Annotated in this window: 25 protein-coding genes and 2 tRNA genes; 15 read left to right on the forward strand and 12 right to left on the reverse strand. The window is 69.8% G+C overall.

The features are described 5' to 3' along the window. Window positions 1-5 precede the first annotated feature (5 nt). The 4 genes from KBZ13_RS04675 to KBZ13_RS04690 are packed head-to-tail and all read left to right on the forward strand — an operon-like array spanning window position 6 to window position 3395. Window positions 6-938, forward strand: coding sequence for a branched-chain amino acid ABC transporter permease (locus KBZ13_RS04675; protein WP_255006908.1), 933 nt, complete (start codon window positions 6-8; stop codon window positions 936-938). 11 nt (window positions 939-949) lie between these two features. Next, window positions 950-1855, forward strand: coding sequence for a branched-chain amino acid ABC transporter permease (locus tag KBZ13_RS04680; protein WP_255006910.1), 906 nt, complete (start codon window positions 950-952; stop codon window positions 1853-1855). Beyond that, entirely contained in the window at window positions 1852-2652 is an 801-nt protein-coding gene (locus KBZ13_RS04685; protein ID WP_255006911.1) for an ABC transporter ATP-binding protein, read from the forward strand. The genes KBZ13_RS04680 and KBZ13_RS04685 overlap by 4 nt, the downstream gene beginning before the upstream one ends. Continuing rightward, window positions 2649-3395: an ABC transporter ATP-binding protein gene (locus tag KBZ13_RS04690; protein WP_255006912.1), complete on the forward strand. Its 747-nt coding sequence runs from the start codon at window positions 2649-2651 to the stop codon at window positions 3393-3395. The genes KBZ13_RS04685 and KBZ13_RS04690 overlap by 4 nt, the downstream gene beginning before the upstream one ends. A gap of 22 nt (window positions 3396-3417) precedes the next feature. Here the strand turns inward: KBZ13_RS04690 and KBZ13_RS04695 are convergent, their stop codons facing one another. From KBZ13_RS04695 to KBZ13_RS04705, 3 genes are all read right to left on the reverse strand, one after another. Beyond that, on the reverse strand, window positions 3418-4503 hold the full coding sequence (locus tag KBZ13_RS04695) for a calcium/sodium antiporter (RefSeq protein ID WP_255006922.1): 1086 nt from the start codon (window positions 4501-4503) through the stop codon (window positions 3418-3420). A gap of 118 nt (window positions 4504-4621) precedes the next feature. After that, window positions 4622-5692, reverse strand: a complete 1071-nt coding sequence (locus tag KBZ13_RS04700) for an amino acid ABC transporter substrate-binding protein (protein WP_255006923.1) — start codon at window positions 5690-5692, stop codon at window positions 4622-4624. Next, window positions 5682-9353, reverse strand: a complete 3672-nt coding sequence (locus tag KBZ13_RS04705) for a hydantoinase B/oxoprolinase family protein (RefSeq protein WP_255006924.1) — start codon at window positions 9351-9353, stop codon at window positions 5682-5684. Before KBZ13_RS04705 ends, KBZ13_RS04700 begins: the two co-directional genes overlap by 11 nt. A gap of 61 nt (window positions 9354-9414) precedes the next feature. Here KBZ13_RS04705 and KBZ13_RS04710 point away from each other — a divergent pair, with 61 nt between their 5' ends. Then, window positions 9415-9708 carry a hypothetical protein gene (locus tag KBZ13_RS04710; RefSeq protein WP_255006925.1) on the forward strand — a complete coding sequence of 98 codons (294 nt, stop codon included), beginning with the start codon at window positions 9415-9417 and terminating at the stop codon, window positions 9706-9708. A 40-nt stretch (window positions 9709-9748) separates the two neighbouring features. Here KBZ13_RS04710 and KBZ13_RS04715 read toward each other — a convergent pair whose 3' ends face one another. Then, on the reverse strand, window positions 9749-10240 hold the full coding sequence (locus KBZ13_RS04715) for a YajQ family cyclic di-GMP-binding protein (RefSeq protein WP_255006926.1): 492 nt from the start codon (window positions 10238-10240) through the stop codon (window positions 9749-9751). Window positions 10241-10306: 66 nt separating this feature from the next. On the opposite strand from KBZ13_RS04715, the gene KBZ13_RS04720 reads away from it, so the two are divergent. Beyond that, window positions 10307-10732, forward strand: coding sequence for an MAPEG family protein (locus tag KBZ13_RS04720; RefSeq protein ID WP_255006929.1), 426 nt, complete (start codon window positions 10307-10309; stop codon window positions 10730-10732). A 37-nt stretch (window positions 10733-10769) separates the two neighbouring features. Here the strand turns inward: KBZ13_RS04720 and KBZ13_RS04725 are convergent, their stop codons facing one another. Then, window positions 10770-11681, reverse strand: coding sequence for an SPFH domain-containing protein (locus tag KBZ13_RS04725; RefSeq protein ID WP_255006931.1), 912 nt, complete (start codon window positions 11679-11681; stop codon window positions 10770-10772). Window positions 11682-11767: 86 nt separating this feature from the next. Between KBZ13_RS04725 and KBZ13_RS04730 the strand changes: the two genes are divergently transcribed. Beyond that, window positions 11768-12193, forward strand: a complete 426-nt coding sequence (locus KBZ13_RS04730; RefSeq protein ID WP_255006933.1) for an NfeD family protein — start codon at window positions 11768-11770, stop codon at window positions 12191-12193. 32 nt (window positions 12194-12225) lie between these two features. Here KBZ13_RS04730 and KBZ13_RS04735 read toward each other — a convergent pair whose 3' ends face one another. The 3 genes from KBZ13_RS04735 to ebsA are packed head-to-tail and all read right to left on the reverse strand — an operon-like array spanning window position 12226 to window position 14277. Then, window positions 12226-12738: a DNA-protecting protein DprA gene (locus KBZ13_RS04735; protein ID WP_255006936.1), complete on the reverse strand. Its 513-nt coding sequence runs from the start codon at window positions 12736-12738 to the stop codon at window positions 12226-12228. 42 nt (window positions 12739-12780) lie between these two features. Then, the gene (locus KBZ13_RS04740; RefSeq protein ID WP_255006938.1) at window positions 12781-13872 is read right to left on the reverse strand and encodes a phosphotransacetylase family protein; all 1092 of its coding nucleotides are present in this window, start codon (window positions 13870-13872) and stop codon (window positions 12781-12783) included. Further along, entirely contained in the window at window positions 13873-14277 is a 405-nt protein-coding gene (ebsA, locus tag KBZ13_RS04745; RefSeq protein WP_255006939.1) for a type IV pilus biogenesis protein EbsA, read from the reverse strand. It lies immediately after the preceding gene. An 83-nt stretch (window positions 14278-14360) separates the two neighbouring features. On the opposite strand from ebsA, the gene KBZ13_RS04750 reads away from it, so the two are divergent. Continuing rightward, window positions 14361-15134: a short-chain dehydrogenase gene (locus KBZ13_RS04750; protein WP_255006942.1), complete on the forward strand. Its 774-nt coding sequence runs from the start codon at window positions 14361-14363 to the stop codon at window positions 15132-15134. On the opposite strand, the gene map is transcribed toward KBZ13_RS04750, so the two are convergent. Further along, window positions 15131-15994: a type I methionyl aminopeptidase gene (gene map / locus KBZ13_RS04755; RefSeq protein ID WP_255006944.1), complete on the reverse strand. Its 864-nt coding sequence runs from the start codon at window positions 15992-15994 to the stop codon at window positions 15131-15133. The two genes, KBZ13_RS04750 and map, sit on opposite strands and share 4 nt — an antisense overlap. Before the next feature lie 71 nt (window positions 15995-16065). Here map and KBZ13_RS04760 point away from each other — a divergent pair, with 71 nt between their 5' ends. The 7 genes from KBZ13_RS04760 to gltX all read left to right on the forward strand — a co-directional run bounded on the left by KBZ13_RS04760 (window position 16066) and on the right by gltX (window position 19389). Beyond that, the gene (locus tag KBZ13_RS04760; protein WP_255006946.1) at window positions 16066-16365 is read left to right on the forward strand and encodes a peptidase; all 300 of its coding nucleotides are present in this window, start codon (window positions 16066-16068) and stop codon (window positions 16363-16365) included. 44 nt (window positions 16366-16409) lie between these two features. Further along, window positions 16410-16850, forward strand: a complete 441-nt coding sequence (gene rplS / locus KBZ13_RS04765) for a 50S ribosomal protein L19 (RefSeq protein WP_255006948.1) — start codon at window positions 16410-16412, stop codon at window positions 16848-16850. A gap of 77 nt (window positions 16851-16927) precedes the next feature. Next, window positions 16928-17000 (forward strand) — tRNA-Trp (locus KBZ13_RS04770). 36 nt (window positions 17001-17036) lie between these two features. Continuing rightward, the gene (locus tag KBZ13_RS04775) at window positions 17037-17225 is read left to right on the forward strand and encodes a hyperconserved protein Hcp (RefSeq protein WP_006043540.1); all 189 of its coding nucleotides are present in this window, start codon (window positions 17037-17039) and stop codon (window positions 17223-17225) included. A gap of 30 nt (window positions 17226-17255) precedes the next feature. After that, window positions 17256-17762, forward strand: coding sequence for an NADPH-dependent FMN reductase (locus KBZ13_RS04780; protein ID WP_255006950.1), 507 nt, complete (start codon window positions 17256-17258; stop codon window positions 17760-17762). Window positions 17763-17831: 69 nt separating this feature from the next. Continuing rightward, window positions 17832-17905 (forward strand) — tRNA-Asp (locus KBZ13_RS04785). Window positions 17906-17931: 26 nt separating this feature from the next. Further along, the gene (gltX, locus tag KBZ13_RS04790) at window positions 17932-19389 is read left to right on the forward strand and encodes a glutamate--tRNA ligase (protein ID WP_255006952.1); all 1458 of its coding nucleotides are present in this window, start codon (window positions 17932-17934) and stop codon (window positions 19387-19389) included. Here the strand turns inward: gltX and KBZ13_RS04795 are convergent. From KBZ13_RS04795 to KBZ13_RS04805, 3 genes are read right to left on the reverse strand one after another with little or no spacing between them, the layout of a single operon-like run. After that, the gene (locus tag KBZ13_RS04795; protein WP_409995612.1) at window positions 19339-20568 is read right to left on the reverse strand and encodes a cation:proton antiporter; all 1230 of its coding nucleotides are present in this window, start codon (window positions 20566-20568) and stop codon (window positions 19339-19341) included. The two genes, gltX and KBZ13_RS04795, sit on opposite strands and share 51 nt — an antisense overlap. 56 nt (window positions 20569-20624) lie before the next feature. Continuing rightward, on the reverse strand, window positions 20625-20867 hold the full coding sequence (locus tag KBZ13_RS04800) for a hypothetical protein (protein ID WP_255006966.1): 243 nt from the start codon (window positions 20865-20867) through the stop codon (window positions 20625-20627). Window positions 20868-20887: 20 nt separating this feature from the next. Then, window positions 20888-21472, reverse strand: coding sequence for a DUF1643 domain-containing protein (locus KBZ13_RS04805; protein ID WP_255006967.1), 585 nt, complete (start codon window positions 21470-21472; stop codon window positions 20888-20890). Between the last annotated feature and the right edge of the window lie 14 nt (window positions 21473-21486).

Genomic DNA, 21486 nt, shown 5'->3' on the forward strand with positions numbered 1-21486 from the left:
GGCACTTGGACCACCTGCTGCAGCTGCTGGTCAACGGTCTCTCCAGCGGCGCCGTCTACGCCCTGTTCGCCCTCGGGTACACCCTGGTGTTCTCGGTGCTGGGGGTGATCAACTTCGCCCATGGGGCGGTGTTCACCCTCGGGGCCTACTTCACCTACCTGCTGATCGGCGGGGCCGTGGGCGCCAACGGCCTGCTGGCGGGCCTGCAACTGCCCTTCGCCCTGCCCTTTCCGCTGGCGCTGTTGCTCGCCGGCGTCGGGGCCGCCGCGGTGAGCCTGCTGGTGGAGGCGGCCGCCTTCCGGCCCCTGCGCCGGCGGGGCGCCGACCCGCTGCTGGCGTTGATCTCCAGCCTCGGGGCCGGGGTGATCCTGGTGAACCTGCTGCAACTGCTGGTGGGGGCCGAGAGCTATGCGATCCCCACCTCCGCCCTCGGGACCCTGCCGGCGGCGGTGAGCCTGGGGGGGGCGCAGGTGCGCACGGTGCAGCTGCTGTTGATGGCGATCGCGGCGCTGGTGGTGGTGGCGCTCACCCTCTGGCTGGAGCGCAGCCGCGGCGGCAAGGCCCTGCAGGCGGTGGCGGAAGATCCCACCACCGCCCGGCTGCTCGGCATCAACAGCGATCGCATGGTGCAGCTGGCCTTTGGTGTGAGTGGCTTCCTGGCCGGGGTGGCCGGCGGGCTGGTGGGGTTGAGCGTCAGCATCGCCGGGCCCTACTTCGGCATCGGCTACGGCCTCAAGGGCCTCGGGGTGCTGGTGCTCGGCGGGCTGGGCAGCGTGCCGGGGGCGGTGCTCGGCGGCCTGATCGTGGGGCTGGCCGAGGCCCTGGTGCCGGCGGACTATTCAGGCTTCAAGGACGCCGTGGCCTACGCCTTCCTGTTCGCCGTGCTGCTGCTGCGGCCCCGGGGGCTGCTGGGGCGTCCCACGATCACCAAGGTCTGAGCGAAGCGCCCATGCCCCTCGATGCTTCGCTGTTGGTGCAGATGCTGCTGGGGGCACTGCTGGGGCTCTCGGTGTACCTGCCCCTGCGCAGCGGCCAGCTCTCGCTGGCGACCCCCGGGTTCTACGCGATCGGCGGCTACACCGCCGCCCTGCTCTCCACCCGCTTCCCGGCCCTCGCCGGGGATGGGGCGCTCTATCCGCTGCCCTCGCTGCTGCTGGAGCTGGTGCTGGCGGCCCTGCTCGCCGGGGCGCTGGCCCTGGCGATCGGCGGGCCGGTGCTGAAGCTCAAGGGCATTTACCTGGCGATCGCCACCATCGCCCTGGTGGAGATCCTGCGGGTGCTCAACCTCAACCTGGGGTTCACCGGCGGCGCCACCGGCATCTTCGCCATCCCGCAGCCCTTCGAGGGCCCGCTGGGCTATCTGCTGCTCACCCTGGCGGTGCTGGCCCTGGTCTGCTGGCTCTGCGCCCGCCTGGAGCGGCTGCGGCTGGGGCGGGCGATGGAGGCGATCCACGAAGACGAGCTCGCCGCCGACTGCATGGGCATTGACACCGCCCGGGTGAAGCTGCTCAGCTTCCTGTTCAGCGCCCTGGTGGCGGCGGTGGCGGGGGTGATCAGCGCCCACTTCCTGAACACCTGGAATGCGCGTCAGGGCAGCTTCGACGCCAGCATCACCACCCTCGCCTTCGTGGTCTTCGGCGGCTCGCGCACCTGGCTGGGGCCAGTGGTGGGCGGGCTGGCGCTCACCGCCCTGCCCGAGCTGCTGCGCCCCGTGGGCGACCTGCGGCTGGTGGTCTACGGGCTGGTGATTCTGCTGGGACCGATCCTGTTTCCCCAGGGCCTGATCACACCGGAGCTGCTGCGCAGGCTGCGTTGGCCGTTCCGGCAGACACGCGCAGAGGCCCCCGGGCCATGAACCAGGCCCACCTTGAAGACGCTCCCCTGCTGGAGTTGCAGGCGCTGAGCTGCCGCTTCGGCGGCCTGCGTGCCCTCGATCGGGTGAGCCTGGCGGTGAAGCGCGGCGAGATCTTCGGGCTGATCGGCCCCAACGGCGCCGGCAAGACCACCCTGTTCAACCTGATCTCCGGCCTCACCGCCGCCAGCGGCGGCCGCATCCTCTGGCGCGGCCAGCCGATCACCGGCCTGCGTCCCGACCGCATCGCCCGCCTGGGGCTCGCGCGCACCTTCCAGAACCTGCGCCTGTTCGCCCCCTTGAGCGCCCTGGAGAACGTGCTGGTGGGGCTCCATGGCAGCGCCCGCACCCCCCTGGTGGCGGGGCTCCTGGGCACCGCCAGCTTCCGGCGCCGCCAACGGGAGCTGGAGGCGCAGGCCTTCGAACTGCTGGAGCTGCTGGAGCTGGCACCCCTGGCCCAGCAGCGCGCCGCCAGCCTCTCCTACGGCAACCAGCGGCGCCTGGAGATCGCCCGGGCCCTGGCCACCGGCCCCCGCTTGCTGCTGCTCGATGAACCGGCCGCCGGCCTGAACCCGGCTGAAAAAAGCGAGCTCAGCGCCCTGATCCGCCGCCTGCGAGAGCGGTTCTCACTCACGGTGCTGATCATCGAGCACCATGTGCCGCTGATGATGGACCTCTGCGACCGCCTGGCGGTGCTCAATTTCGGCGAACGCATCGCCCTGGACACGCCGGAGCTGGTGCGCCGCGATCCGGCCGTGATCGAGGCCTACCTGGGGGGCGCCGTGGAAGAGGAGCCATGAGCAGCGCCGCCCCACTCCAGGCCCCACTCCAAGCCCCACTGCTGAGCCTGGAGCACCTGAGCGTGCGCTACGGCCGCATCGCCGCCCTGGAGGAGGTGGATCTGGAGGTGCGCAGCGGCGAGCTGGTGACCCTGCTGGGCTCCAACGGCGCCGGCAAGAGCACCACCTTGAAGGCGATCTCCCAGCTGGTCGCCCCCAGCGGCGGCGCCGTGCGCTGGCGCGGGCAGGCACTCAAGGGGGTGGCGACGGAAACCACGGTGCGCCTGGGCATCGGCCACTGCCCGGAGGGGCGCCGGGTGCTCAGCCGCCAGAGCGTGGCCACCAACCTGGAGCTGGGGGCCTACCTGCGCCGTGACCGCGCCGGCATCGCCACCGACCTGGAGCGCTGCTACGGCCTGTTCCCGCGGCTGGCGGAGCGGCGCACCCAGCTGGCCGGCAGCCTCTCGGGGGGCGAGCAGCAGATGCTGGCGATCGCCCGCGCCCTGATGGGCCGCCCCACCCTGCTGATGCTGGATGAACCCAGCCTGGGGCTGGCACCGAAGCTGGTGGCCGAGGTGATGGGGATCCTCGCGGAGCTGCACCGCCAGGGGCTCTCGATCCTGCTGGTGGAGCAGAACGCCCGGGCTGCCCTGGCGATCGCCAGCCGCGGCTACCTGCTGGAGGCGGGCCGGGTGAGCCGCAGCGGCAGCGCCGCCGAACTCCTTGATGACGAGGGCCTGCAGGCCTCCTATCTGGGGCGCTAGGGGGCTGATCGGCCCGCGTCAATCAGCCGCTGACCAATCGGCGCTTGCGCCACTGCAGCGCACCCCAGGTGATGAACAGCAGCGCCGCCGGCAACACCGCCACCAGCACCACCAGACGGAATTCATCGAGGGCGCCTGGAACGGTGTTGAACAGAATCTGCTCCAGCAGATAGCAGCCGTAGAGCCCCAGCAACAGCCAGCCCTCGGAGCGGGTGATCACCCCACCGCTCCAGAAGATCGGCAGGCAGGCCAGGGTTGTGATCACCATGATCGGGAAATCGCGAGTGATCATCACCTGCTCCACCCCAAGGCCCCGACCGCCGGAGACCGTGGCGCAGAGGCCGAGGATCACCAGCTGGTTGAGCAGGTTGCTGCCCACCACGTTGCCGATCGCCAGATCGCCCTTGCCCCGGTAGGCCGCCACCACCGAGGTGACCAGCTCCGGCATCGAGGTGCCGGCGGCAACGATCGTCAGACCGATCACCGTTTCGCTCACCCCCAGCCCCAGGGCCGCGGCCGTCGCCCCTTTCACCAGCAACTGGGAGCCGATCACCAGCAGCACCAGGCCACCCGCCAGCTTGGCCGCGGCCACCGGGGCGGGTGCCGCACCATCGCCATCGAAATCATCGGCCGCTCCAGCAGGCTCCTCGCGCGCTGAGACGATCTCCCAGATCAGGTTGATCACCGTGCCCGTGAGCAGCGCCAGCCCGGCGATCCAGGTGAGCCGTCCGCCCGAGGCCATGCCCCAGGTCGCCATCGAGACACCGAACAGCAGCGGCACATCGCGGCGCACCAGCCGGCTGTTGACCCGCAGGGGCATGACCACGGCGCTGGCGCCGAGCACCACCAGCACGTTGAAGATGTTGGAGCCCACGATGTTGCTCACCGCGAGGGCATCGCCGCCGCTGCCGCCCTGGGTGGTGGCCAGCAGGCTCACGAACAATTCAGGGGCGCTGGTGCCCAGGGACACCACCGTGAGGCCGATCACCAGCTGGGGGATCCCCAGCAGCAGCGAGAGGGCCACCGAACCGGCGACGAACAGTTCCCCGCCGCCGAACAGCAGCAGGATCCCCACCACGATTTCCAAGACAATGAGGGAATAGGCCATCAAACCTGTGCCGTGAGGGCCTGCATGTGTCGGCTCAGGTTATGGGGCGATCGGCCGGGGCAGGCTTCCCAAGGCACGTTTCGCGCATCAACTCAGCGAAAGGCCCCAGCGAAAAGGCTCAGCGAAAGGGCGGTGAGTAGAGCAGCCCGCCATCGCGCCAGAGGCGGTTGGGGCCGCGCTCCAGCCCCAGGGGCGAGCCCTGGCCCAGGGTGCGCTCGAACAGCTCGCCGTAGTTGCCCACCGCCGCCACGGCCCTGGCGGCGAAGTCGGCGGGCAGGCCCAGTTGACGGCCCAGGTCGCCCTCGAGGCCCAGAAAACGACGCAGCTGGCTCTGGCGGGGATCGGCCCTGGCCGTTGCGGTGCGCGCGGCCAGGTTGGCGCGGCTCAGCCCCAGCTCCTCCGCCTCGATCAGGGCGCGCACACTCCAGCGCACGGCATCGGCCCAGACTGGATCCGCCTGGCCGCTGGCGGGGGCCATCGGCTCCTTACTGAGGATGCCAGGGAGCAGGCGGTGGGCGGCGGGATCGGGGAACAGGGTGCGGCGGGCCGCCAGGCCGGAGCGGTCGCTGGTGACGGCCTCGCAGCGGCCCGAGAGGTAGGCACTAAAAGTCTCGTCGGCGTTGCGGTAGCGGATCGGCACATAGGCGAGCCCCAGGCTGCCCATGCGATCAGCAAGCACGCCCTCGTTGGTGGAGCCGCTCACCACACAGACCGTGCGCCCGGCCAGGTCCGCCAACCGCGTGATGCCGCTGGAAACCGGCGCCAGCACACCGCCGCCGTCGTAGTAGACGATCGGCGCAAACGAGAGGGCGTTGCCGCCGGGGGCATCGCGGCTGAGGTTGAGCGTGGTGTTGCGAGAGAGCAGATCGACATCGCCACTGGCGACGGCGGCGAAGCGATCGTTGCTGCTGAGCAACTTGAGATCGAGCTTGGATGGATCCCCCAGCACGGCGGCGGCCACGGCGCGGCAGATCTCCACATCGAGGCCCTGGAAGCGGCCATCGGCGCCCACGCTGCTGAAGCCTGGCAACTGGCCGTTGATGCCGCAGATCAGGTGGCCCCGCTGCTGGATCAGGCCCAGGCGGCCAGCCGCCAGCGGGCCAGAGGAATCACCGGAGCAGCCGGCCACAAGCGTCAGCGCCGCCAGCAGGGGCGCCGCCAGGGTCGACAGCCTGAACCTAGGTTCCATAGCCGCCGCCTCCGGGGGTGGCGATCTCCAGCAGATCACCGGGTTGAACCTCCAGCTCAACGCTGCCCGCCAGGGCTTCGATCGACCCATCGGCGCGCTCGAGGCGGTTGCGGCCGAGCGCCCCCGGCCCACCACCCGCCAGGCCGAACGGGGGCACCCGGCGGGAGCCCGAGAGGATCGACACCGTCAGCGGCTCCAGGAAGCGCAGCCGCCGCACCACCCCATCGCCCCCCCGGTGGCGGCCCAGGCCACCACTGCCGCGCCGGATGGCGAACGACTCCAGCCGCACCGGGAAACGGCTTTCGAGCACCTCCGGGTCGCTGAGGCGTGAGTTGGTCATGTGGCTCTGGATGGCGTCAGCCCCCGCGAACGTGGCACCGGCGCCGCTGCCGCCGCAGATCGTCTCGTAGTACTGGCAGTGGCCATTGCCAAAACTGAGGTTGTTCATCGTGCCCTGGGCCGCCGCCATCACCCCCAGGGCGCCAAAGAGAGCATTGGCGATCGCCTGGGAGGTTTCCACATTGCCGGCCACCACGGCGGCGGGGTGCCGGGGCCGCAGCAGGCAGCCCTCCGGCACCACCAGATCGATGGGCCGGAAGCAGCCGGCATTGAGGGGGATCGCTTCCCCCACCAGGGTGCGGAACACATAGAGCACCACCGCCTTGGTGATCGCCAGGGGGGCGTTGAGATTCCCCGGGTGCTGGGGGGAGGTGCCGCTGAAATCAACCGTGGCCCGGCGCGCGGCCCGATCAATCCGCACCGCCACGGCGATGGCGGCCCCGTCATCGAGCTCCACCCGGAAGGCCCCATCCTCCAGGCGATCGATCACCCGGCGCACGGCCTCGGCGGCGTTGTCCTGCCCATGGCCCATGTAGGCCAGCACCCGCTCGCACCCCTCCTGGGCCACCAGGCGCTCCAGCTCGGCCGCCCCCAGGCGATTGGCCGCCACCTGGGCCTGGAGATCGGCGAGGAGCTGGTCGGGATTGCGCACTGGCCAGGCTCCGGCAGCGAGCCGTTGGCGCCAGGATGCCTCAGAGAACTCGCCTTGCTCCAGGAACGGCACGTTGTCGAGCAGCAGACCCTCCTCCTCGATGCTGGAGCTGTTGGGGGGCATTGAACCGGGGGTGAGGCCACCCACATCGGCGTGGTGGCCACGGCTGGCCACGAAGAACGACGGCTCACCGGCAGCGGCGAACACCGGCGTGATCACGGTCAGATCCGGCAGGTGGGTGCCGCCGTTGTAGGGATCGTTGGAGACCACCGCATCCCCGGGGGCCAGGGGCGGGCGCTCCCCGCGGGCGACGGCCGCCAGCAGGCTGGCGACACTTTCGCCCATGGAGCCCAGGTGCACCGGAATGTGGGGGGCGTTGGCGACCAGATTGCCGCGGCGATCGAACAGGGCGCAGGAGAAATCCAGCCGCTCGCGGATGTTCACCGAGGTGCTGGTGAGGCGCAGACGTTCGCCCATCTGCTCGGCGATGGCGGTGAAACGGTAGTGAAACAGCTCCAGCAGCACCGGATCCACTGCCTCCGGATCCACGGGAGCCGCCGGATCGTCCGAGCGGGTACCGAGCTCATGGGTCCCGGCGCGGCCAGGGCCAGAGGGGGCATGACGCAGCATCAACTCCCCCCCCGCCAGCACCTGGAGGTCCCAGCGTGGCGCCACCAGCACGGTGCCGGTGGACTCGGTGATCAGGGCTGGCCCCCTGAGCCGATCACCCGGCCTCAGGCGCCCCCGGGAGAGCAGCGACGCTGGCTGCCAGGCCCCATCGATGAACAGGGATGCCGTGGCGGGGCTGTCCTCCGGGTCCTGGGGATCGCCGCCGGGCTGTTGCGCGCGATCCGCCAGGGGAGCGCCGGCCGCCACCCGCTCCACACTCAGCCATTCCACCTCCAGAGCCACAGGCGTGCCGCCCACTCCAGCGGGGGAGTAGCCGTAGCGCTGCTGATGGCTCTCGAGAAAGCTGCGCGTCATCGCCTCCAAGGAGTTCAGGGCTGCCGGCAGGCTCACCTCAGCGCCCCGAAGCCGCAGCCAGGCGGTCACCCGCCGCGACGAGCCCGGCAGCGGCTCGCCATCGAGGCGCTCCGCCAGCTCATGCAAGCGCCGCACGCAGGCTGCATCGAGGGGCTCCAGCACACTGCGCTCACGGATCCGCCGCTCCTCGGCCAGACCCATGCCGTAGGCGGAGAGCACCCCAGCGAGGGGATGGAGCAACACCTGGGCCATGCCCAGGGCCTCCGCCAGGGCACAGGCGTGCTGCCCGCCGGCCCCGCCGTAGCCCACCAGGGCGGCCTGGCGCAGGTCGTGGCCCCGCTGGATTGAGATCCGCCGGATCGCACCGGCCATGCGCGCCACGGCGATCGCCACCGCCCCCTCCGCCAGACGCTCGATGGGCTGGGGCGTGGACCCGGGAGCCGTTGGCCAGGCAACCTCCAGTTGCGCCGCCAACGCCTCGAACCGCGCCGCCGATGCTGCGACCTCCAAAGGCTGATCACCGCCGGGGCCGAACAGCGCCGGAAAGGCCTCGGGCCGCAGGCGCCCCAGCAGCAGGTTGGCATCGGTGACCGTGGCCGGGCCGCCGCGCTGGTAGCAGGCCGGCCCCGGATCGGCGCCGGCGGAGGCGGGCCCCACCTGCAGTCGCTCGCCATCGACATGCACCACGGAGCCACCACCGGCGGCGACGGTATGGATCGCCAGCATCGGCGCCTGCAGGCTGAGGCCGGCGAGTTCCGTTTCGCTGCAGCGCTCCCAGGGCAGCCCAGGCCCGGCCGAATGGAACACATCCGTGGAGGTACCGCCCATGTCAAAGCCGACGATCGCGCCAAGCCCAGCCGCCGCCGCGATGCGGCAGGCGCCCACCAGGCCCCCGGCCGGGCCGGAGAGAATCGTGTCCTTGGCCCTCAGCTGCTCCGGCGCGATCAATCCACCACTCGACTGCATCACCCGCAACCCACAATCGGGCCCCAGCTCAGCCTGCAGCTGGCCCAGGTAGGCCCGCAGGGGCGGATCCACATAGGCCTCCACCACAGCGGTCTGGGCCCGGGGCACCAGCTTGGTCAGGGGGCTCACCCGGTGGGAGAGGGCCACATGGTTGAACCCCAGCTGGCGCAGCCACTCCCCGAGGGCGCGCTCATGGCAGGGATGGCGGGCGCCATGGAGCAAAGCAACAGCAACACTTCGGTAGCCATCAGCGTGGGCACGGCGCAACTCCACCTCCAGCTCGGCATCCAACCCGAGCGGCTCTAGCTCGCTGCCGTCGGCCGCCAGGCGGCCGCCCACCTCCAGCACCCGGCCAAGGAGCTGGTCGGGCTTCACGATCCGCAGGGCGAAGAGATCGAGCCGGTGCTGGTCGCCGATCAGCAGGGCATCGGCGAAGCCGCAGCTCACCAGCAGCAGGGTGGGGGCGCCGGAGCGCTCCAGCAACGCATTGGTGGCCACGGTGGTGCCCAGGCGCACCTCGGCGATGGCTCCTTTGGGCAGGGGTTCCCCAGGGCCCACCCCCACCAGCTCTCGGATCGCCGCCACCACCGGATCACCGCCGGCCGCCGCCGACAACACCTTGCGCACGACCAGCTCACCGCCTGGGCTGCGGGCCACCAGGTCGGTGAAGGTGCCACCCCGGTCGATCCAGAAGCGCCAGGCCAACCCCAGGTCGATCATCAACGGGAGCCTTAGCCTAGGAAGTCAGCCGCCACCGGCTCTCAAGGATGGTTCTGTTCAGATGAAACTGATAGCCCTTGCCTTCACCGCCACTGGCTTCACCGCCGCTGCCTTGAGCGCTGGGCTCCTTCCCATGCTGGGCCTTCCCGCCCGGGCCGCCGATCTCAACGTCGACATCGATGTGATGTGCCAGGGATTCGTCATCCTCAACAAGGACCTGGGGGCCTCGGCGGCCCCCGGCACACCGGCGGCCGGCAAGATGCAGCAGGAGCTGAAGCTCACGGCGGCCCAGTACGGCGCCCTCTGGTCGCTGATGAAGCTCACCCCCACCGACACCTGCGTCGGCCTGTACTGAGCTGAGCTCCGGGGAGCCGGCCGGCCCCGGACCAAGCCCATCAGCGGAAGTTCTCGAACTGCAGCGGCAGCTCCAGATCCTCGGCGCGCAACAGCTGGATCGCCTGTTGCAGGTCGTCCTTGTTCTTGCCGGTGACCCGCAGGCTGTCCCCCTGGATCGCGACGGTCACCTTCTTGAGCTGATCACGCACCGTCTTGGAGAGCTTTTTGGCCAGCTCCTGGCTGAGGCCCTTGCGCAGCAGCACTTTCTGCTGCACCCGGTTGCCGCCCACGGGCTCGGGGGTCTGGAAGTCGAAGATCTTGAGCGACAGCTCCCGTTTGGTGGCCTTCTGGCGCAGCACATCGACCACGGCCTCCAACGTCATGTCGCTGGCGGTGGTGATCGTGAGGCTGCCCTCCTCCAGCTCGATCTCGGTTTTGGAATCCTTGAGGTCGTAGCGCTGGCCCACCTCGCGGCGCACCTGGTCCACGGCATTGACCAGCTCCTGGCGATCGAAATCGGAGACCACATCAAAGGAGTAGGTGTCGGCCATCGGACCAGAAGACAGGGGTGAGGGGCTCCAGCCTAGAAAAGGGACCTCGCCCACTCCTCTGCTGCCATGCCCCTGACTGCCGCTGCCCCCTTCGCCTGGTCGCTGGTGCTGGCCGGCGCCGTGGTGATCGTGAGCCTGGTGCCGCTGGCCCTGGGCCGCTCCCGGGCTGATTTCAGCGTCGCCGATCTGGCGGCACCGCGGGCGATGTTCGAGCGGCTGCCGGCCTGGGGGCAGCGGGCCAGCTGGGCCCACCAGAACGCCTTCGAGGCGTTCACGCTCCATGCCCCGGCCTGCCTGCTCTGCCTGGTCGCCGGGGTGAACGCGCCGGCGGCGCTGGTGGCCGCCTGGGCCCATCCGCTGCTGCGCCTGGCCTACAACGGCGCCTATGTGGCCAACGTGCCTCCCCTGCGCAGCCTCTGCTGGATCGGCGCGCTGCTCGCCACGGCGGTGCTGTATTCCGAAGGGCTCAAGGCGGTGCTGGCGGCGGCTTGAACCAGCTAGCCCGCGGCCACCGAGCGGCGGTCCGCCCTCAGCCCTTCTCCTGCAGCCCCCTGAGAGCGGTGAGCAGGGAGGCGGGACTCTGGGGGTCGACCATCAGCACGCTGCCACCGGGGGTCTTGGCCATCTCCTTGCCCATGGAGGTCCAGTCCATGGCCAGCAACAGGCGCAGGCCTTCGGCGCCCGCCGGGTGGGCTTCGATCACACGCGCCAGCTCGGCGGCCGCCTCGGCGCGGGCAATGGCCAACACCTTCTGCTGCTGGGCCTGGGCTTCGGAACCCAGCAGCAGGGCCTCCTGCTGGGCCTTGGCATCGAGCACCAGGGCCTCGGCCCGCCCCTTGGCCGCATTCACCTGTGACTCCCGCTCCCCTTCGGAGCGCAGGATCGCGGCGCGCTTCTCGCGCTCGGCGCTCATCTGCATCTCCATCGCCTGCTGCACCCCCGGGGACGGCACGATGTCGCGCATCTCCACCCGGGTGACCTTCACGCCCCAGGGATCGGTGGCCTGATCAAGCTCATGGAGCAGCACTTCGTTCACCTCCGAGCGGGTGGAGAAGGTCTGGTCGAGGTCGAGCTTGCCCATCTCCGAGCGGATCTGGGTGAGCACCAGATTCACCATCGCCGACTGCAGGTTGTCGAGGGCGTAGTAGGCCTTGGCATGCTCGAGCAGCTGCCAGTAGACCACCGCATCCACCTCGATCGAGACGTTGTCCTTGGTGATGCACTGCTGGGGGGGAATGTCGAGCACCCGCTCCTTGAGCGACTCGTTGCTGACGACCCGTTCGACCACGGGCAGCACCAGCGACAGGCCCGGCTTGAGTTCCCGGTCGAACTTGCCCAGGCGCTCCACCAGCATCGAGCGCCCGCCGTTGGTGATCTTGGCGCTGCCCACTCCCAGAAACCCGAGCAGCACCAGCGCCGGCAGCGAAAACAGCACTTCCATGGGAGTCCAGATGGGTTGAACCGATCCAGGTTAGGCAGCGCTGCCGTTCAGCCCACAGCAGACTGGCAGGATTCGCCCTTGGCCCGATGGCCCCACTGTTCTGGCTGGCGATGGCCGGGGTGCTGTTCCTGATCGAAGTGAGCATCCCCGGGTTCGGGGGCTTCGAGATCGCGGCGGTGGCCGCCCTGCTGGTGTCGGCGCTCACGGCCCTGGTGGGCCTGCCGGTGTCGATGCAGGTGGTGGTCTTTGCCCTGATCAGCCTGCTGGGCAGCGCGGCGCTGTGGCGCTGGTCGAGCCGGCAGCCCTCGAAGCTGGAGCGCCTCGCCCCCGCCGACGACCGGGCCGAGGTGATCGCCGCCTTCGACGCCCAGGGGCGCGGCCGGGTGCGCTGGCAGGGCCAGAGCTGGGCCGCCGAAAGCCTCGATGAACCCAGGCGGCTTGAGCCCGGTGATCAGGTGGTGGTGATGCGTCGGGTGGGCACGCGGCTGGAGGTGATGGCCTCGGAATCCTGATCAGAATCCTGAAGGGCCCGGGCCCGGCGACCTCAGTCGAAGAACATCAGGCTGACCACCTTGCCCATGTCCTCGGCGGCGTGGCAGCTGGTGAGCAGGGTCTCGCTGTCGTGGAAGGCGTAACAGATCAGCTGGTCGCAGCGGCCGATGATCTCCTGGTTGCAGAGGCTGCTGGCCATCGGCAGGGGCAGTTCGTCGTGCTCGGGCTTCTCGACCAGGTGCAGCACCCGCTCCAGCTGGTCGCGGGATTCGCTGGGCTGGCGCTCCAGGCTCTGGGGCAGCAGCACCGTCAGCCGGCTGGGGTCCACCTCCAGCACACCGCGAATGACGGCGGCGTTCACCCCCAACGAGCCCGAGGTGACCAGATTGTGCCCCTCCTGGGCCAGGGACCGCGCCACCAGCTCCACCAGGTGGATCGAGACCACCGGCACGTGACGGCTGCCGAGGATGGCGATGCGCCGTTTGCCCGTGTCCTGGAGCATCGCCAGCTCCTGGGCCAGGGTGTCGATCCGGTCGAGGGCCGGTAGATCAAGGGACCGAGTCAACGCTTGCCATCTGCCAGCGAGTTGAAATTAGCAGCGCTCTCCTCAGGCCCGCTGGGGCAACCTCAGCCGATCGAACAATCGGTTGAACGAGCAGTGCTCCTGCACCAGCTTGAAGGCGTAGGTGGCCTTGACTGATTCGTGCAGGCGGGCGTGGCCGAAGGCCCGCTCGACCACCTCCACGGTGGTGAGGGTGTCGTGCTCCACCTTGAGGATCGGCACCTCCAGTTCCTCGGCGCGGTTGATCAGCTGTGGCAGGGGCTCGCTGGCGCCCGTGAGGATCAGGCACTGGGTGGAGGCCTCGAGGGCCGCCAGCTGGATGTCGGTGCGGTCGGCGCCGGTGACCACGGCCATGTTGCGGCGGCGGCGGAAGAATTCCATCGCCGAGTTGACGTTCATCGCCCCGATGCTGAGGGTTTCCACCAGCAGATCGAGGCGCTCGCGGCAGCAGAGCACCCGCGCCCCCAGGCGCCCCGCCAGCTCTTCAACGGTGACGCTGCGCAGCAGCGGGCTGCGCGGCATCACACCGAACACCGGCAGCCCCAGAGCTTCCAGGGCGGGCACCAGTTCGGCGCGCAGTTCGCCCACCTGGTCAGGGTTGACGGAATTGAGCACCACACCGGCCAGGTGCTCCCCCAGCTGCTGCTGGGCCTCCAGCAGCGCATCGATGCTGAGGCTGTCCTCCCAGCGGTGCACGAGCACCACAGGGGCCGCGAAGGCCTCGGCCAGGCGGCTGAGGTTGAGGCCATAGAGCAGACCTTCACTGAGGGTTCCGGCGGCCTCCAGCAGGGTGACCCCGTCACTGAAGGCCCCCAGCCGCCGCTGCAGCAGCTCGAAGCCCGGCCCGGAGCTGCGGCGCCCCTCCAGCAGGCGGGCCAGGGCGGTGGCGGGCTCCAGCAGATCGAGGGAGGGCAGCAGCTGCTCGGGAGCCAGGCCAAGGATGCTGCCCACGAAACGCACGTCGTCGTCGATCAGCTCGATCGACTCCTGATCGGGGTCGGGCGTGCAGCTGGTGGCCAGGGGTTTGCCGAAGCGCAAGGCCAGCCCCTGCTGCACCAGTTGCCTCCCCAGGCCAAGCACCACAGCCGATTTGCCACTGAACGGGTGACAGGAACCAATCAGAAGCGTGGGGGCCATCTAGAGCACAGGACTGTGGGGGATCTCACCGACCAGAAGCCAGCGCCAGAAGTTCTCAGGCAGGTCGGGTTCAGCACCCCCGTCACGGTCCTGGATCAGATCCATCAGCCAGAGCACCAGCTGGTGGGTGGGAACGGAAAAGCTGTAGAGCACTTCGGGCAGCTGGGGAAAGCTCAGCTGACAGCTGCTGCGTTCCTGGGGGGAGGTGCCGGCTTGCCAGCGCAGCTCGAACACGTGCGGTGTCCCGAACTTCAGCACCCGTTGGCCGCTCACCCGTCCTTGATCGAGCAGATGGATGGCCTGATCCAGCACCCCCTCCCGGCTGACCCCACTGCAATAGGGGGCATAGAGCGCCACCTGGGCGGCGTCATGGGAGGCCACATCCGTGGGGTTGTTGGAGGCCATCCGTGCGTCGGTCGCCGCGAGCGCTATAAGAATGCCCCATGCTGCCAGCCTGTGGGGCGTTCGCCCACCGATGGGGCCCAGCGATGAATCTGCTTGAGGCGCTCCTGGGCCGGGCCCTGCCCCTGGCGGGCCGGCGGGTGGCGGTGAGCGGAGCGGGGGGAAGCCTTGGCCGGGCGCTGCTGCTGGAGCTCCAGCGCCGCGGCGCCACACCGATCGCCCTCACCAGTTCGGCGGCGCCCCTGGAGCTGCGGGACAGCGAAGGCCAGCTGCTGGCTCTCGAGCAGGTGCCCTGGCGCTGCGGCGAGGAGAGCGCCCTGGCGCAGCTGCTGGAGGGGGTGGACATCCTGGTGATCAACCACGGCATCAATGTCCATGGGGAGCGCAGCCCCGGGGCGGTGGAGCGCTCCCTGGAAGTGAATGCCCTGAGCGCCTGGCGACTGCTGGAGCTGTTCGTGGCGACCTGCGAACGCCAGGGCCGGCCCGATCCGGCCGCGCCGATCAAGGAGGTGTGGGTGAACACCTCGGAGGCGGAGGTGCAGCCGGCGTTGAGTCCGCTCTATGAGCTCAGCAAGCGCCTGCTGGGGGAACTGCTGAGCCTGCGTCAGCTGGATGCCCCGGGGGCCCCCTGGCGCCTGCGGCGGCTGGTGCTGGGGCCGTTCCGCTCCGCCCTCAACCCGATCGGGGTGATGCCGGCGGGCTTCGTGGCCCGCCAAGTGCTGGCCCAGGCCAGCTGCGGCCTCGGGCTGATCATCGTCACCCCCAATCTGCTCACCTACCTCACGATGCCCCTGGCTGCGGTGTGGCGGCGGCTTTACTTCGGTCTGGTCACCCGGCGCCAAACGGACGCTGGGCCCTAGAAATCCCGGTCGGTGAGGATCTCGCAGCCGTCACTGGTGACGGCGATGGTGTGCTCCCACTGGGCGGAATAGGAGCCGTCCACGGTGACCACGGTCCAACGGTCCTTGAGGGTGCGGCAGTCCTTGGAACCGGCGTTGAGGATCGGCTCCACCGCCAGGGTCATGCCGGCGCGCAGCTTCATGTTGGGCAGGTCTTTGGTGCGGAAGTTGAACACCGAAGGCTCTTCGTGCAGGTTGCGGCCGACGCCATGGCCGGTGTAGTCCTCCACCACGGCATAGCCGTGGGCCTCGACGTGATCCTGAACGGCCCCGGCGATGTCGAGCAAGGTGTTGCCGGCCTTGATCTGGGCCAGACCCTTCATCAGTGATTCCTGGGCCACACGGCTGAGGCGGCGGGTCTCCTCGCTGATGCCCTCCCCGACGCAGAGGGTGATGCAGCTGTCGCCGTGGTAACCCTCGAAGTAGGCGCCGGTGTCGATCTTGACCAGATCACCGGCCTTGATCACCCGTTTGGCGCTGGGGATCCCATGCACCACTTCGTTGTTGATCGAGGCGCAGATGCTGGCGGGGAAGCCGTGGTAGCCCTTGAAGCTCGGCGTGGCGCCCAGCTCACGGATGCGCTGCTCGGCGTGGCGATCGAGATCGGCGGTGGAGAGGCCCGGCGCCGCCAACTCGGTGATCTCGCGCAGCACCGTGGCCACGATGCGGCTGGCGCGGCGCATCGTCTCGATCTCCCGGGCCGATTTGATCTCCACCCCGCGGCGGCTCTTCTGGATCCGCGGACCCACCTGGGTGGCGCTGCTGGCCGCCTTGGTGGCCGCAGCGTTGGTGGAGGCCAGCAGTTCCGCGAAGAGATTCATCCGAAAACGCCCGTAGCGGTCCTTCAAGTTATCAACCGCCACACTGGACCGCTTGAACCTCCCGCCAGCCCATGGCCACCCCGGCGCCGTTCCGCCGCCTCCATGGCCTGATCGCCCCGGTGGTGCTCACACCGCTGCTGCTCACGGTCTGCAGCGGCATGGCCTACCGCCTGCTCAAGGACTGGGCCGGCCTGAGCCGCGACCAGGTGCACCTGCTGATGGTGCTGCACGAGGGGGAATGGCTGGGCAGCCGCTTCGAGAGCGTCTACGTGCTGCTCAACGGCCTCGGGCTGCTGTGGATGCTGGCGACCGGGGCGGGGCTGCTGGTGCAGAAGTGGCGTAAGCCAGCTCCCAGAAAAGCGGAACCCTGAGCCGGTACACTCCTTGTTTGGTCAGGCGTATACGGAACCGGAAGATGGCAGCGGAATCCAACGAGTTGAACGAAACGGCAGCTGTTGCCGTGGCCGAGCCCCCGGCGACGGCGGTGAAAACCGGCAAGCTCAGCGCCTACGAGCTGATCCGCGCCTTCGAAGCCGAGCAGCTCAAGAGCGACCTGCCTGAGATCTACGTGGGCGACACCGTGCGGGTCGGTGTACGCATCAGTGAGGGCAACAAGGAGCGCATCCAGCCCTACGAGGGCGTGGTGATCGCCAAGCGCCACGGTGGCCTCAACGAGACCATCACCGTGCGCCGCATCTTCCAGGGCATCGGCGTGGAGCGGGTGTTCATGCTCCACAGCCCCCAGGTGGCTTCCGTGAAGGTGGAGCGGCGCGGTAAGGTGCGTCGAGCGAAGCTCTTTTATCTGCGCGATCGGGTGGGCAAGGCCACCCGCGTCAAGCAGCGCTTCGATCGCTGAGGCCTTCCTCCTCGTTCACCCAGGCCGCTTCTTTCCTCAGCAGCGGCCCAAGGGTTTCGCCCCAAGGGTTTCGCCTTGCGCCGTTAGTTCAGTTGGTAGAACGCAGGTCTCCAAAACCTGATGTCGGGGGTTCAAGTCCTCCACGGCGCGTCCGACTACCCCCTCTGCAGTTTCGCGGTTCCGGATATGGAGTTGGATCTACAACCCGGTGATGTGGTCAAGGTGCTCGAATCCGCCGCCCTCGGCTGGGTTCGGGCCCGGGTGATCCGGGTCAAATCAGGCGGGCGTGTGGTCGTCCAGAGCGACCAGGGTCGGGAATTCACCGCCCGCGGCAACCAGGTGCGGCTGATCGAGCCGGCAGGGTTCCGCCCCTGAGGGCCAGCCCCTGAGCCCCGCGGCAGTTCCATGCTCATCCTCACGGCCAGCAACGGCAAGAATCGCGCCCTGGCGGAGCTGGTGGCCGAGCGCGCCCAGGCCCTGGGCCACGGCTCCGAGCTGATTGATCTGGTGGCGCTCGATCTGCCGCTGTTCACCCCGGTGCGCCAGGCCGCGGGCGCAGGCGAGCCCCTGGAGATCCTGGCGGCGGTCCTGCGTCAGCAGCAGCGCCTCTGGGTCTGCGCGCCGGAATACAACGGCAGCCTGCCCCCCACCTTGGTGAACGCGATCGCCTGGCTCTCCACCAGCACGGCCGATTTCCGCGCCCTGTTCCAGGGGGTGCCGGTGGCCCTCTCCAGCCACAGCGGCGGCGGCGGCCAGAAGGTGGTCAGCGCTATGCGCCTGCAGTTCGCCCATCTGGGGGCCGTGGTGATCGGCCGCGAACTGCTCAGCTCCGCCACCAAAGCGGCGAACCCCGAGAGCATCGACGCCATGGTCAGCGAACTGCACCGACTGGAGCCCCCGGCCCTCGGTTGACGTCGGGACCCGTGATCACAGATACTCATCCAGTTGCCAGCGCAACACAGGACGGCCAAAAGCCCGACTGGGACTGTAGTTCAACCGGTTAGAGCACCGCCCTGTCACGGCGGAAGTTGCGGGTTCGAATCCCGTCAGTCCCGTTCACTCATCTGTTGGAGAGCCTCACGTGGCGGTTGCCGGACCTGTTCGGGTGCGCCTGGCCCCCAGTCCCACCGGCACCCTGCACATCGGCACCGCCCGCACGGCGGTGTTCAACTGGCTGTTCGCCCGCCGCCACGGGGGCCAGTTCCTGCTGCGCATCGAGGACACCGACCGGGAGCGCTCCAGGCCGGAATTCACCACCAACATCCTTGAGGGCCTCTCCTGGCTGGGGCTGTCCTGGGACGGCGAACCGGTGATCCAGAGCGAGCGGATCGAGGCCCACCGCCAGGCGATCGCGCAGCTGCTGGAGAGCGGCCACGCCTACCGCTGCTACGCCAGCGAGGCGGAACTCACGGCGATGCGCGAGGCCCAGGCCGCCGCCAGCAAAGCCCCGCGCTACGACAACCGCCACCGGGACCTGAGCACCGAGCAGGAGCAGGCCTTCATCGCCGAGGGCCGCCCGAGCGTGATCCGCTTCCGCATCGACGACGCCGCCACGGTCGAATGGAACGACCTGGTGCGCGGGGCGATGCGCTGGGCCGGCGCCGACCTGGGGGGCGACATGGTGATCGCCCGGCGCGCCCCTGCTGGCGCCATCGGCGATCCCCTCTACAACCTGGTGGTGGTGGTGGACGACGCGGCGATGGCGATCAGCCACGTGATCCGCGGCGAGGACCACATCGCCAACACCGCCAAGCAGATCCTGCTGTATCAGGCCCTGGGCCTGGCGCTGCCGCAGTTCGCCCACACGCCCCTGATCCTCAACCAGGAGGGCCGCAAGCTCTCCAAGCGCGACGGCGTCACCTCCGTGTCGGAGTTCCGCGCCATGGGCTACACCGCCGAAGCCCTGGCCAACTACATGACCCTGCTGGGCTGGTCGCCGCCGGAGGGCATGGGGGAGCGCTTCAGCCTGGAGCAGGCGGCGGCGGTGTTCGATTTCGAGCGCGTGAACCGGGCCGGGGCCCGCTTCGACTGGGACAAGCTGAACTGGATCAACGGCCAGGTGCTGCACGGCCTCGGGGCCGCCGAGTTGCGCCGCCAGCTGCTGCCGCTGTGGCAGGCGCAAGGTTGGGGCGCTGACGGGGCGATCGGGAGCGATCCGGGGTGGCAGGAGCAGCTCACGGAGCTGCTGGGGCCCTCACTCACCCTGCTGGCCGATGGCGTCGAGCAGGCCAGGCCCTTCTTCGAGCGGCCGGAACTGAACGAGGCCGCCCGCGCCCAGCTGGAAACCGAGGGGGCCAGGCCGGCGCTGGCGGCGCTGCGGGCGGCGCTGGCGGCCCAGGGGGCGGCGTCCCTGGGGCCCGAAGAGGCCCAGGCGCTTCTGGGGGCCGCGGCCACCGCCGCGGGCGTCAAGAAAGGGGTGCTGATGAAAAGCCTGCGGGCCGCCCTGCTCGGCAGCCTGCAGGGCCCCGATCTGGTGGCCACCTGGTGCCTACTCCACCCCAGTGGCGAGGACCTCGCCCGGCTCGGGCGCAGCCTCTGAGGCGCCGTTGGCCGAGCCGCCTGCGGTGGCTTCGGGTTCGGGATCCACGAGCTCCAGGCGCCGGGCCAGGGCCGGGGCGGTGAAGCCCTGGAGCCCCACGGTGAGCAGGATCGTCAGGAACACCAGGCCCTTGAGCAGGCTGGCCCCTGGCACCCCGGCCTCCTCGAGGCGGATGGCGAACAGGCTGGCCACGGCGGCGGTGACGATACCCCGGGGGGCGATCCAGCTCAGCAGGAGCTTCTCGCGGCCGCCCAGGGGCAGGCCCACGCCCGCCACCTGCACCAGCAGCAGCCGCAGCAGCATCAGCCCGAGCACGCAGCCCACGCCGCCCCAGCCCAGGGGGCTCAGCTCCCCCCAGGAGACATCCGCCGCCAGCAACGGGAACAGCATCGTGATCGCCAGCTGGGCCATCTGACGGATTAGGACATCGAGCTGATCGGCTTCGGTATCGAGGCGCCAACCCACCACCACCCCAGCGGTGACGGCGGCCGGCAGCCCCGCCTCGGGCAGCAGGGCCTCAGCGCCGCTGAACAGCAGAAACAGCACGCCAAGGGTGACCTGCAGGCGCACCATGCCGCTGCGCTCGCCGGTGACGGGCAGGCGCTGGAGCACGGCCGCCAGCAGGAAGCCCGCCAGGGCGCCGGCGAGGGCACCACCGCCGATCCGCAGGACCAGGGCACCGGCGAGATCCCCCCAGCTGTCCAGTTCACCGAGGGCGAGCTCCAGCAGCAGGGCCGCCAGCACGGCGCTGAACGGTTCGAGCACGAGGCCTTCGGCCTCCAGCACCTGGGCCAGGGAGGCCTTCAGGCGCATCTGCTGCACCATCGGTGTGATCACCGTGGGGCCGGTGGCCAGCACGATCGCCCCGAACACCAGGGCCACGGGCCAGTCGAGGCCGGCCAGATCGTGGGCCAGGGCGGCGCTGCCCACGAGCCCCAGCAGGCCCCGCACCAGCACGATCCGCAGCAGGGTCTGGCGGGGCTCGCGGCCCGCCAGGCGCAGGTTGAGCCCGCCATCGAACAGCACCAGACTCACCAGCAGCCCCACGATCGGCTCGAGGCCGGAGCCGAGCAGCTCAGGATCGACCAGGTCGAAGCCGGCGCGGCCGATCAGCAGGCCCGAGGCCAGCAGCAGCACCACCGTGGGCAGCCCGCTGAGCTGAGCGAGCAGCTGGGCCATGGAGCCCGCGAAGACGGTGAGGCCCCAGAGCAGGCCGAGGCGGTCGCTGCTGAGACTCAATCCTCGTTCACGGCAAACTGCGGTTCGACCCGGATCCCGACGATGGCGCTGGGGCGCACCACCAGGTATTCACCCTGCAGGTCGTTGATCGGCACGTTCACGTAGGCCTCCGGCGGGCCGGCGTTGAGCACACCGGAATACCACTGCTGGAAGGCCTCGAGGGTGGCGAAGTTCACCACCTCGCGATGGCCACCGCTGAACAGCAGATGCACGGCGAAGCGTCGGGGGGTCCTGGGCATGGCGGCGGTTCAACGCGTGCTCAGAATGCCGCAGGCTGACGGGATTGCGCCAGAACCAGGGGCTGCAGAGCCCCAACACCTGGGGCATAGAGGGGATGGCGGGGCTGGCCGGAGGCGGTGAGGCCCAGGGCCCTGAGTTGATCGGCGCCGCCGACGGCCTGCAGCAGCTCCAGCACCTGCTGATCGCGCCCCCGCCAGCGGCCACCGTTGCCCCAGCCCAGCCAGAGGCTGGCGGGGGAAGGAGCTTCCAGGGCTTCGTTCAGCGAACGGATGATCCAGTCGTCATTGGCTGCGCCGATTGGATCGGCGCAGCGGCGCAGGGCCGCCGGGCTTGGGCTGATGCGGGCGAACAGGTTCACCACCGTGAGCGAGCCGTGGCCCCAGCGCCGGGCGAAACCGAGCAGGCGCCGCAGGGTCGGGTCGTCGCGGCGGCCATCGGCGCGGGAGGGGTTGAGGCCGATGAACAGCAGAGCTGGCCGGCTGGGGTCCCAGCTTCGGCGCAGCTGCCAGCGGTAGGCACCGCAGGGGCTGATCTCGGCACCCCCGCCTGCGGGAACGCCCTCCACCTGGGGGGTGGTGGCAGGCTGTGACGACGGTTCGGACATGGCGCGGAGAGCGG

This window comes from Cyanobium sp. ATX 6F1, assembly GCF_024346315.1.
Classification (GTDB): domain Bacteria; phylum Cyanobacteriota; class Cyanobacteriia; order PCC-6307; family Cyanobiaceae; genus ATX-6F1.

Bases quoted from the DNA above. Each gene is read 5' to 3' on its own strand.
- KBZ13_RS04780 (WP_255006950.1), top strand. From the start codon at position 17,256: ATGCTCATCCTCACGGCCAGCAACGGCAAGAATCGCGCCCTGGCGGAG.
- ebsA (WP_255006939.1), bottom strand. From the start codon at position 14,277: ATGGCCTCCAACAACCCCACGGATGTGGCCTCCCATGACGCCGCCCAG.
- KBZ13_RS04760 (WP_255006946.1), top strand. From the start codon at position 16,066: ATGGCCACCCCGGCGCCGTTCCGCCGCCTCCATGGCCTGATCGCCCCG.
- KBZ13_RS04695 (WP_255006922.1), bottom strand. From the start codon at position 4,503: ATGGCCTATTCCCTCATTGTCTTGGAAATCGTGGTGGGGATCCTGCTG.
- KBZ13_RS04750 (WP_255006942.1), top strand. From the start codon at position 14,361: ATGAATCTGCTTGAGGCGCTCCTGGGCCGGGCCCTGCCCCTGGCGGGC.
- map (WP_255006944.1), bottom strand. From the start codon at position 15,994: ATGAATCTCTTCGCGGAACTGCTGGCCTCCACCAACGCTGCGGCCACC.
- KBZ13_RS04725 (WP_255006931.1), bottom strand. From the start codon at position 11,681: ATGGAAGTGCTGTTTTCGCTGCCGGCGCTGGTGCTGCTCGGGTTTCTG.
- KBZ13_RS04700 (WP_255006923.1), bottom strand. From the start codon at position 5,692: ATGGAACCTAGGTTCAGGCTGTCGACCCTGGCGGCGCCCCTGCTGGCG.
- KBZ13_RS04795 (WP_409995612.1), bottom strand. From the start codon at position 20,568: ATGGCCCAGCTGCTCGCTCAGCTCAGCGGGCTGCCCACGGTGGTGCTG.
- KBZ13_RS04685 (WP_255006911.1), top strand. From the start codon at position 1,852: ATGAACCAGGCCCACCTTGAAGACGCTCCCCTGCTGGAGTTGCAGGCG.
- KBZ13_RS04775 (WP_006043540.1), top strand. From the start codon at position 17,037: ATGGAGTTGGATCTACAACCCGGTGATGTGGTCAAGGTGCTCGAATCC.
- rplS (WP_255006948.1), top strand. From the start codon at position 16,410: ATGGCAGCGGAATCCAACGAGTTGAACGAAACGGCAGCTGTTGCCGTG.
- KBZ13_RS04715 (WP_255006926.1), bottom strand. From the start codon at position 10,240: ATGGCCGACACCTACTCCTTTGATGTGGTCTCCGATTTCGATCGCCAG.
- KBZ13_RS04800 (WP_255006966.1), bottom strand. From the start codon at position 20,867: ATGCCCAGGACCCCCCGACGCTTCGCCGTGCATCTGCTGTTCAGCGGT.
- KBZ13_RS04805 (WP_255006967.1), bottom strand. From the start codon at position 21,472: ATGTCCGAACCGTCGTCACAGCCTGCCACCACCCCCCAGGTGGAGGGC.
- KBZ13_RS04690 (WP_255006912.1), top strand. From the start codon at position 2,649: ATGAGCAGCGCCGCCCCACTCCAGGCCCCACTCCAAGCCCCACTGCTG.
- KBZ13_RS04680 (WP_255006910.1), top strand. From the start codon at position 950: ATGCCCCTCGATGCTTCGCTGTTGGTGCAGATGCTGCTGGGGGCACTG.
- KBZ13_RS04705 (WP_255006924.1), bottom strand. From the start codon at position 9,353: ATGATCGACCTGGGGTTGGCCTGGCGCTTCTGGATCGACCGGGGTGGC.
- KBZ13_RS04730 (WP_255006933.1), top strand. From the start codon at position 11,768: ATGGCCCCACTGTTCTGGCTGGCGATGGCCGGGGTGCTGTTCCTGATC.
- KBZ13_RS04720 (WP_255006929.1), top strand. From the start codon at position 10,307: ATGCCCCTGACTGCCGCTGCCCCCTTCGCCTGGTCGCTGGTGCTGGCC.
- KBZ13_RS04740 (WP_255006938.1), bottom strand. From the start codon at position 13,872: ATGGCCCCCACGCTTCTGATTGGTTCCTGTCACCCGTTCAGTGGCAAA.
- KBZ13_RS04710 (WP_255006925.1), top strand. From the start codon at position 9,415: ATGAAACTGATAGCCCTTGCCTTCACCGCCACTGGCTTCACCGCCGCT.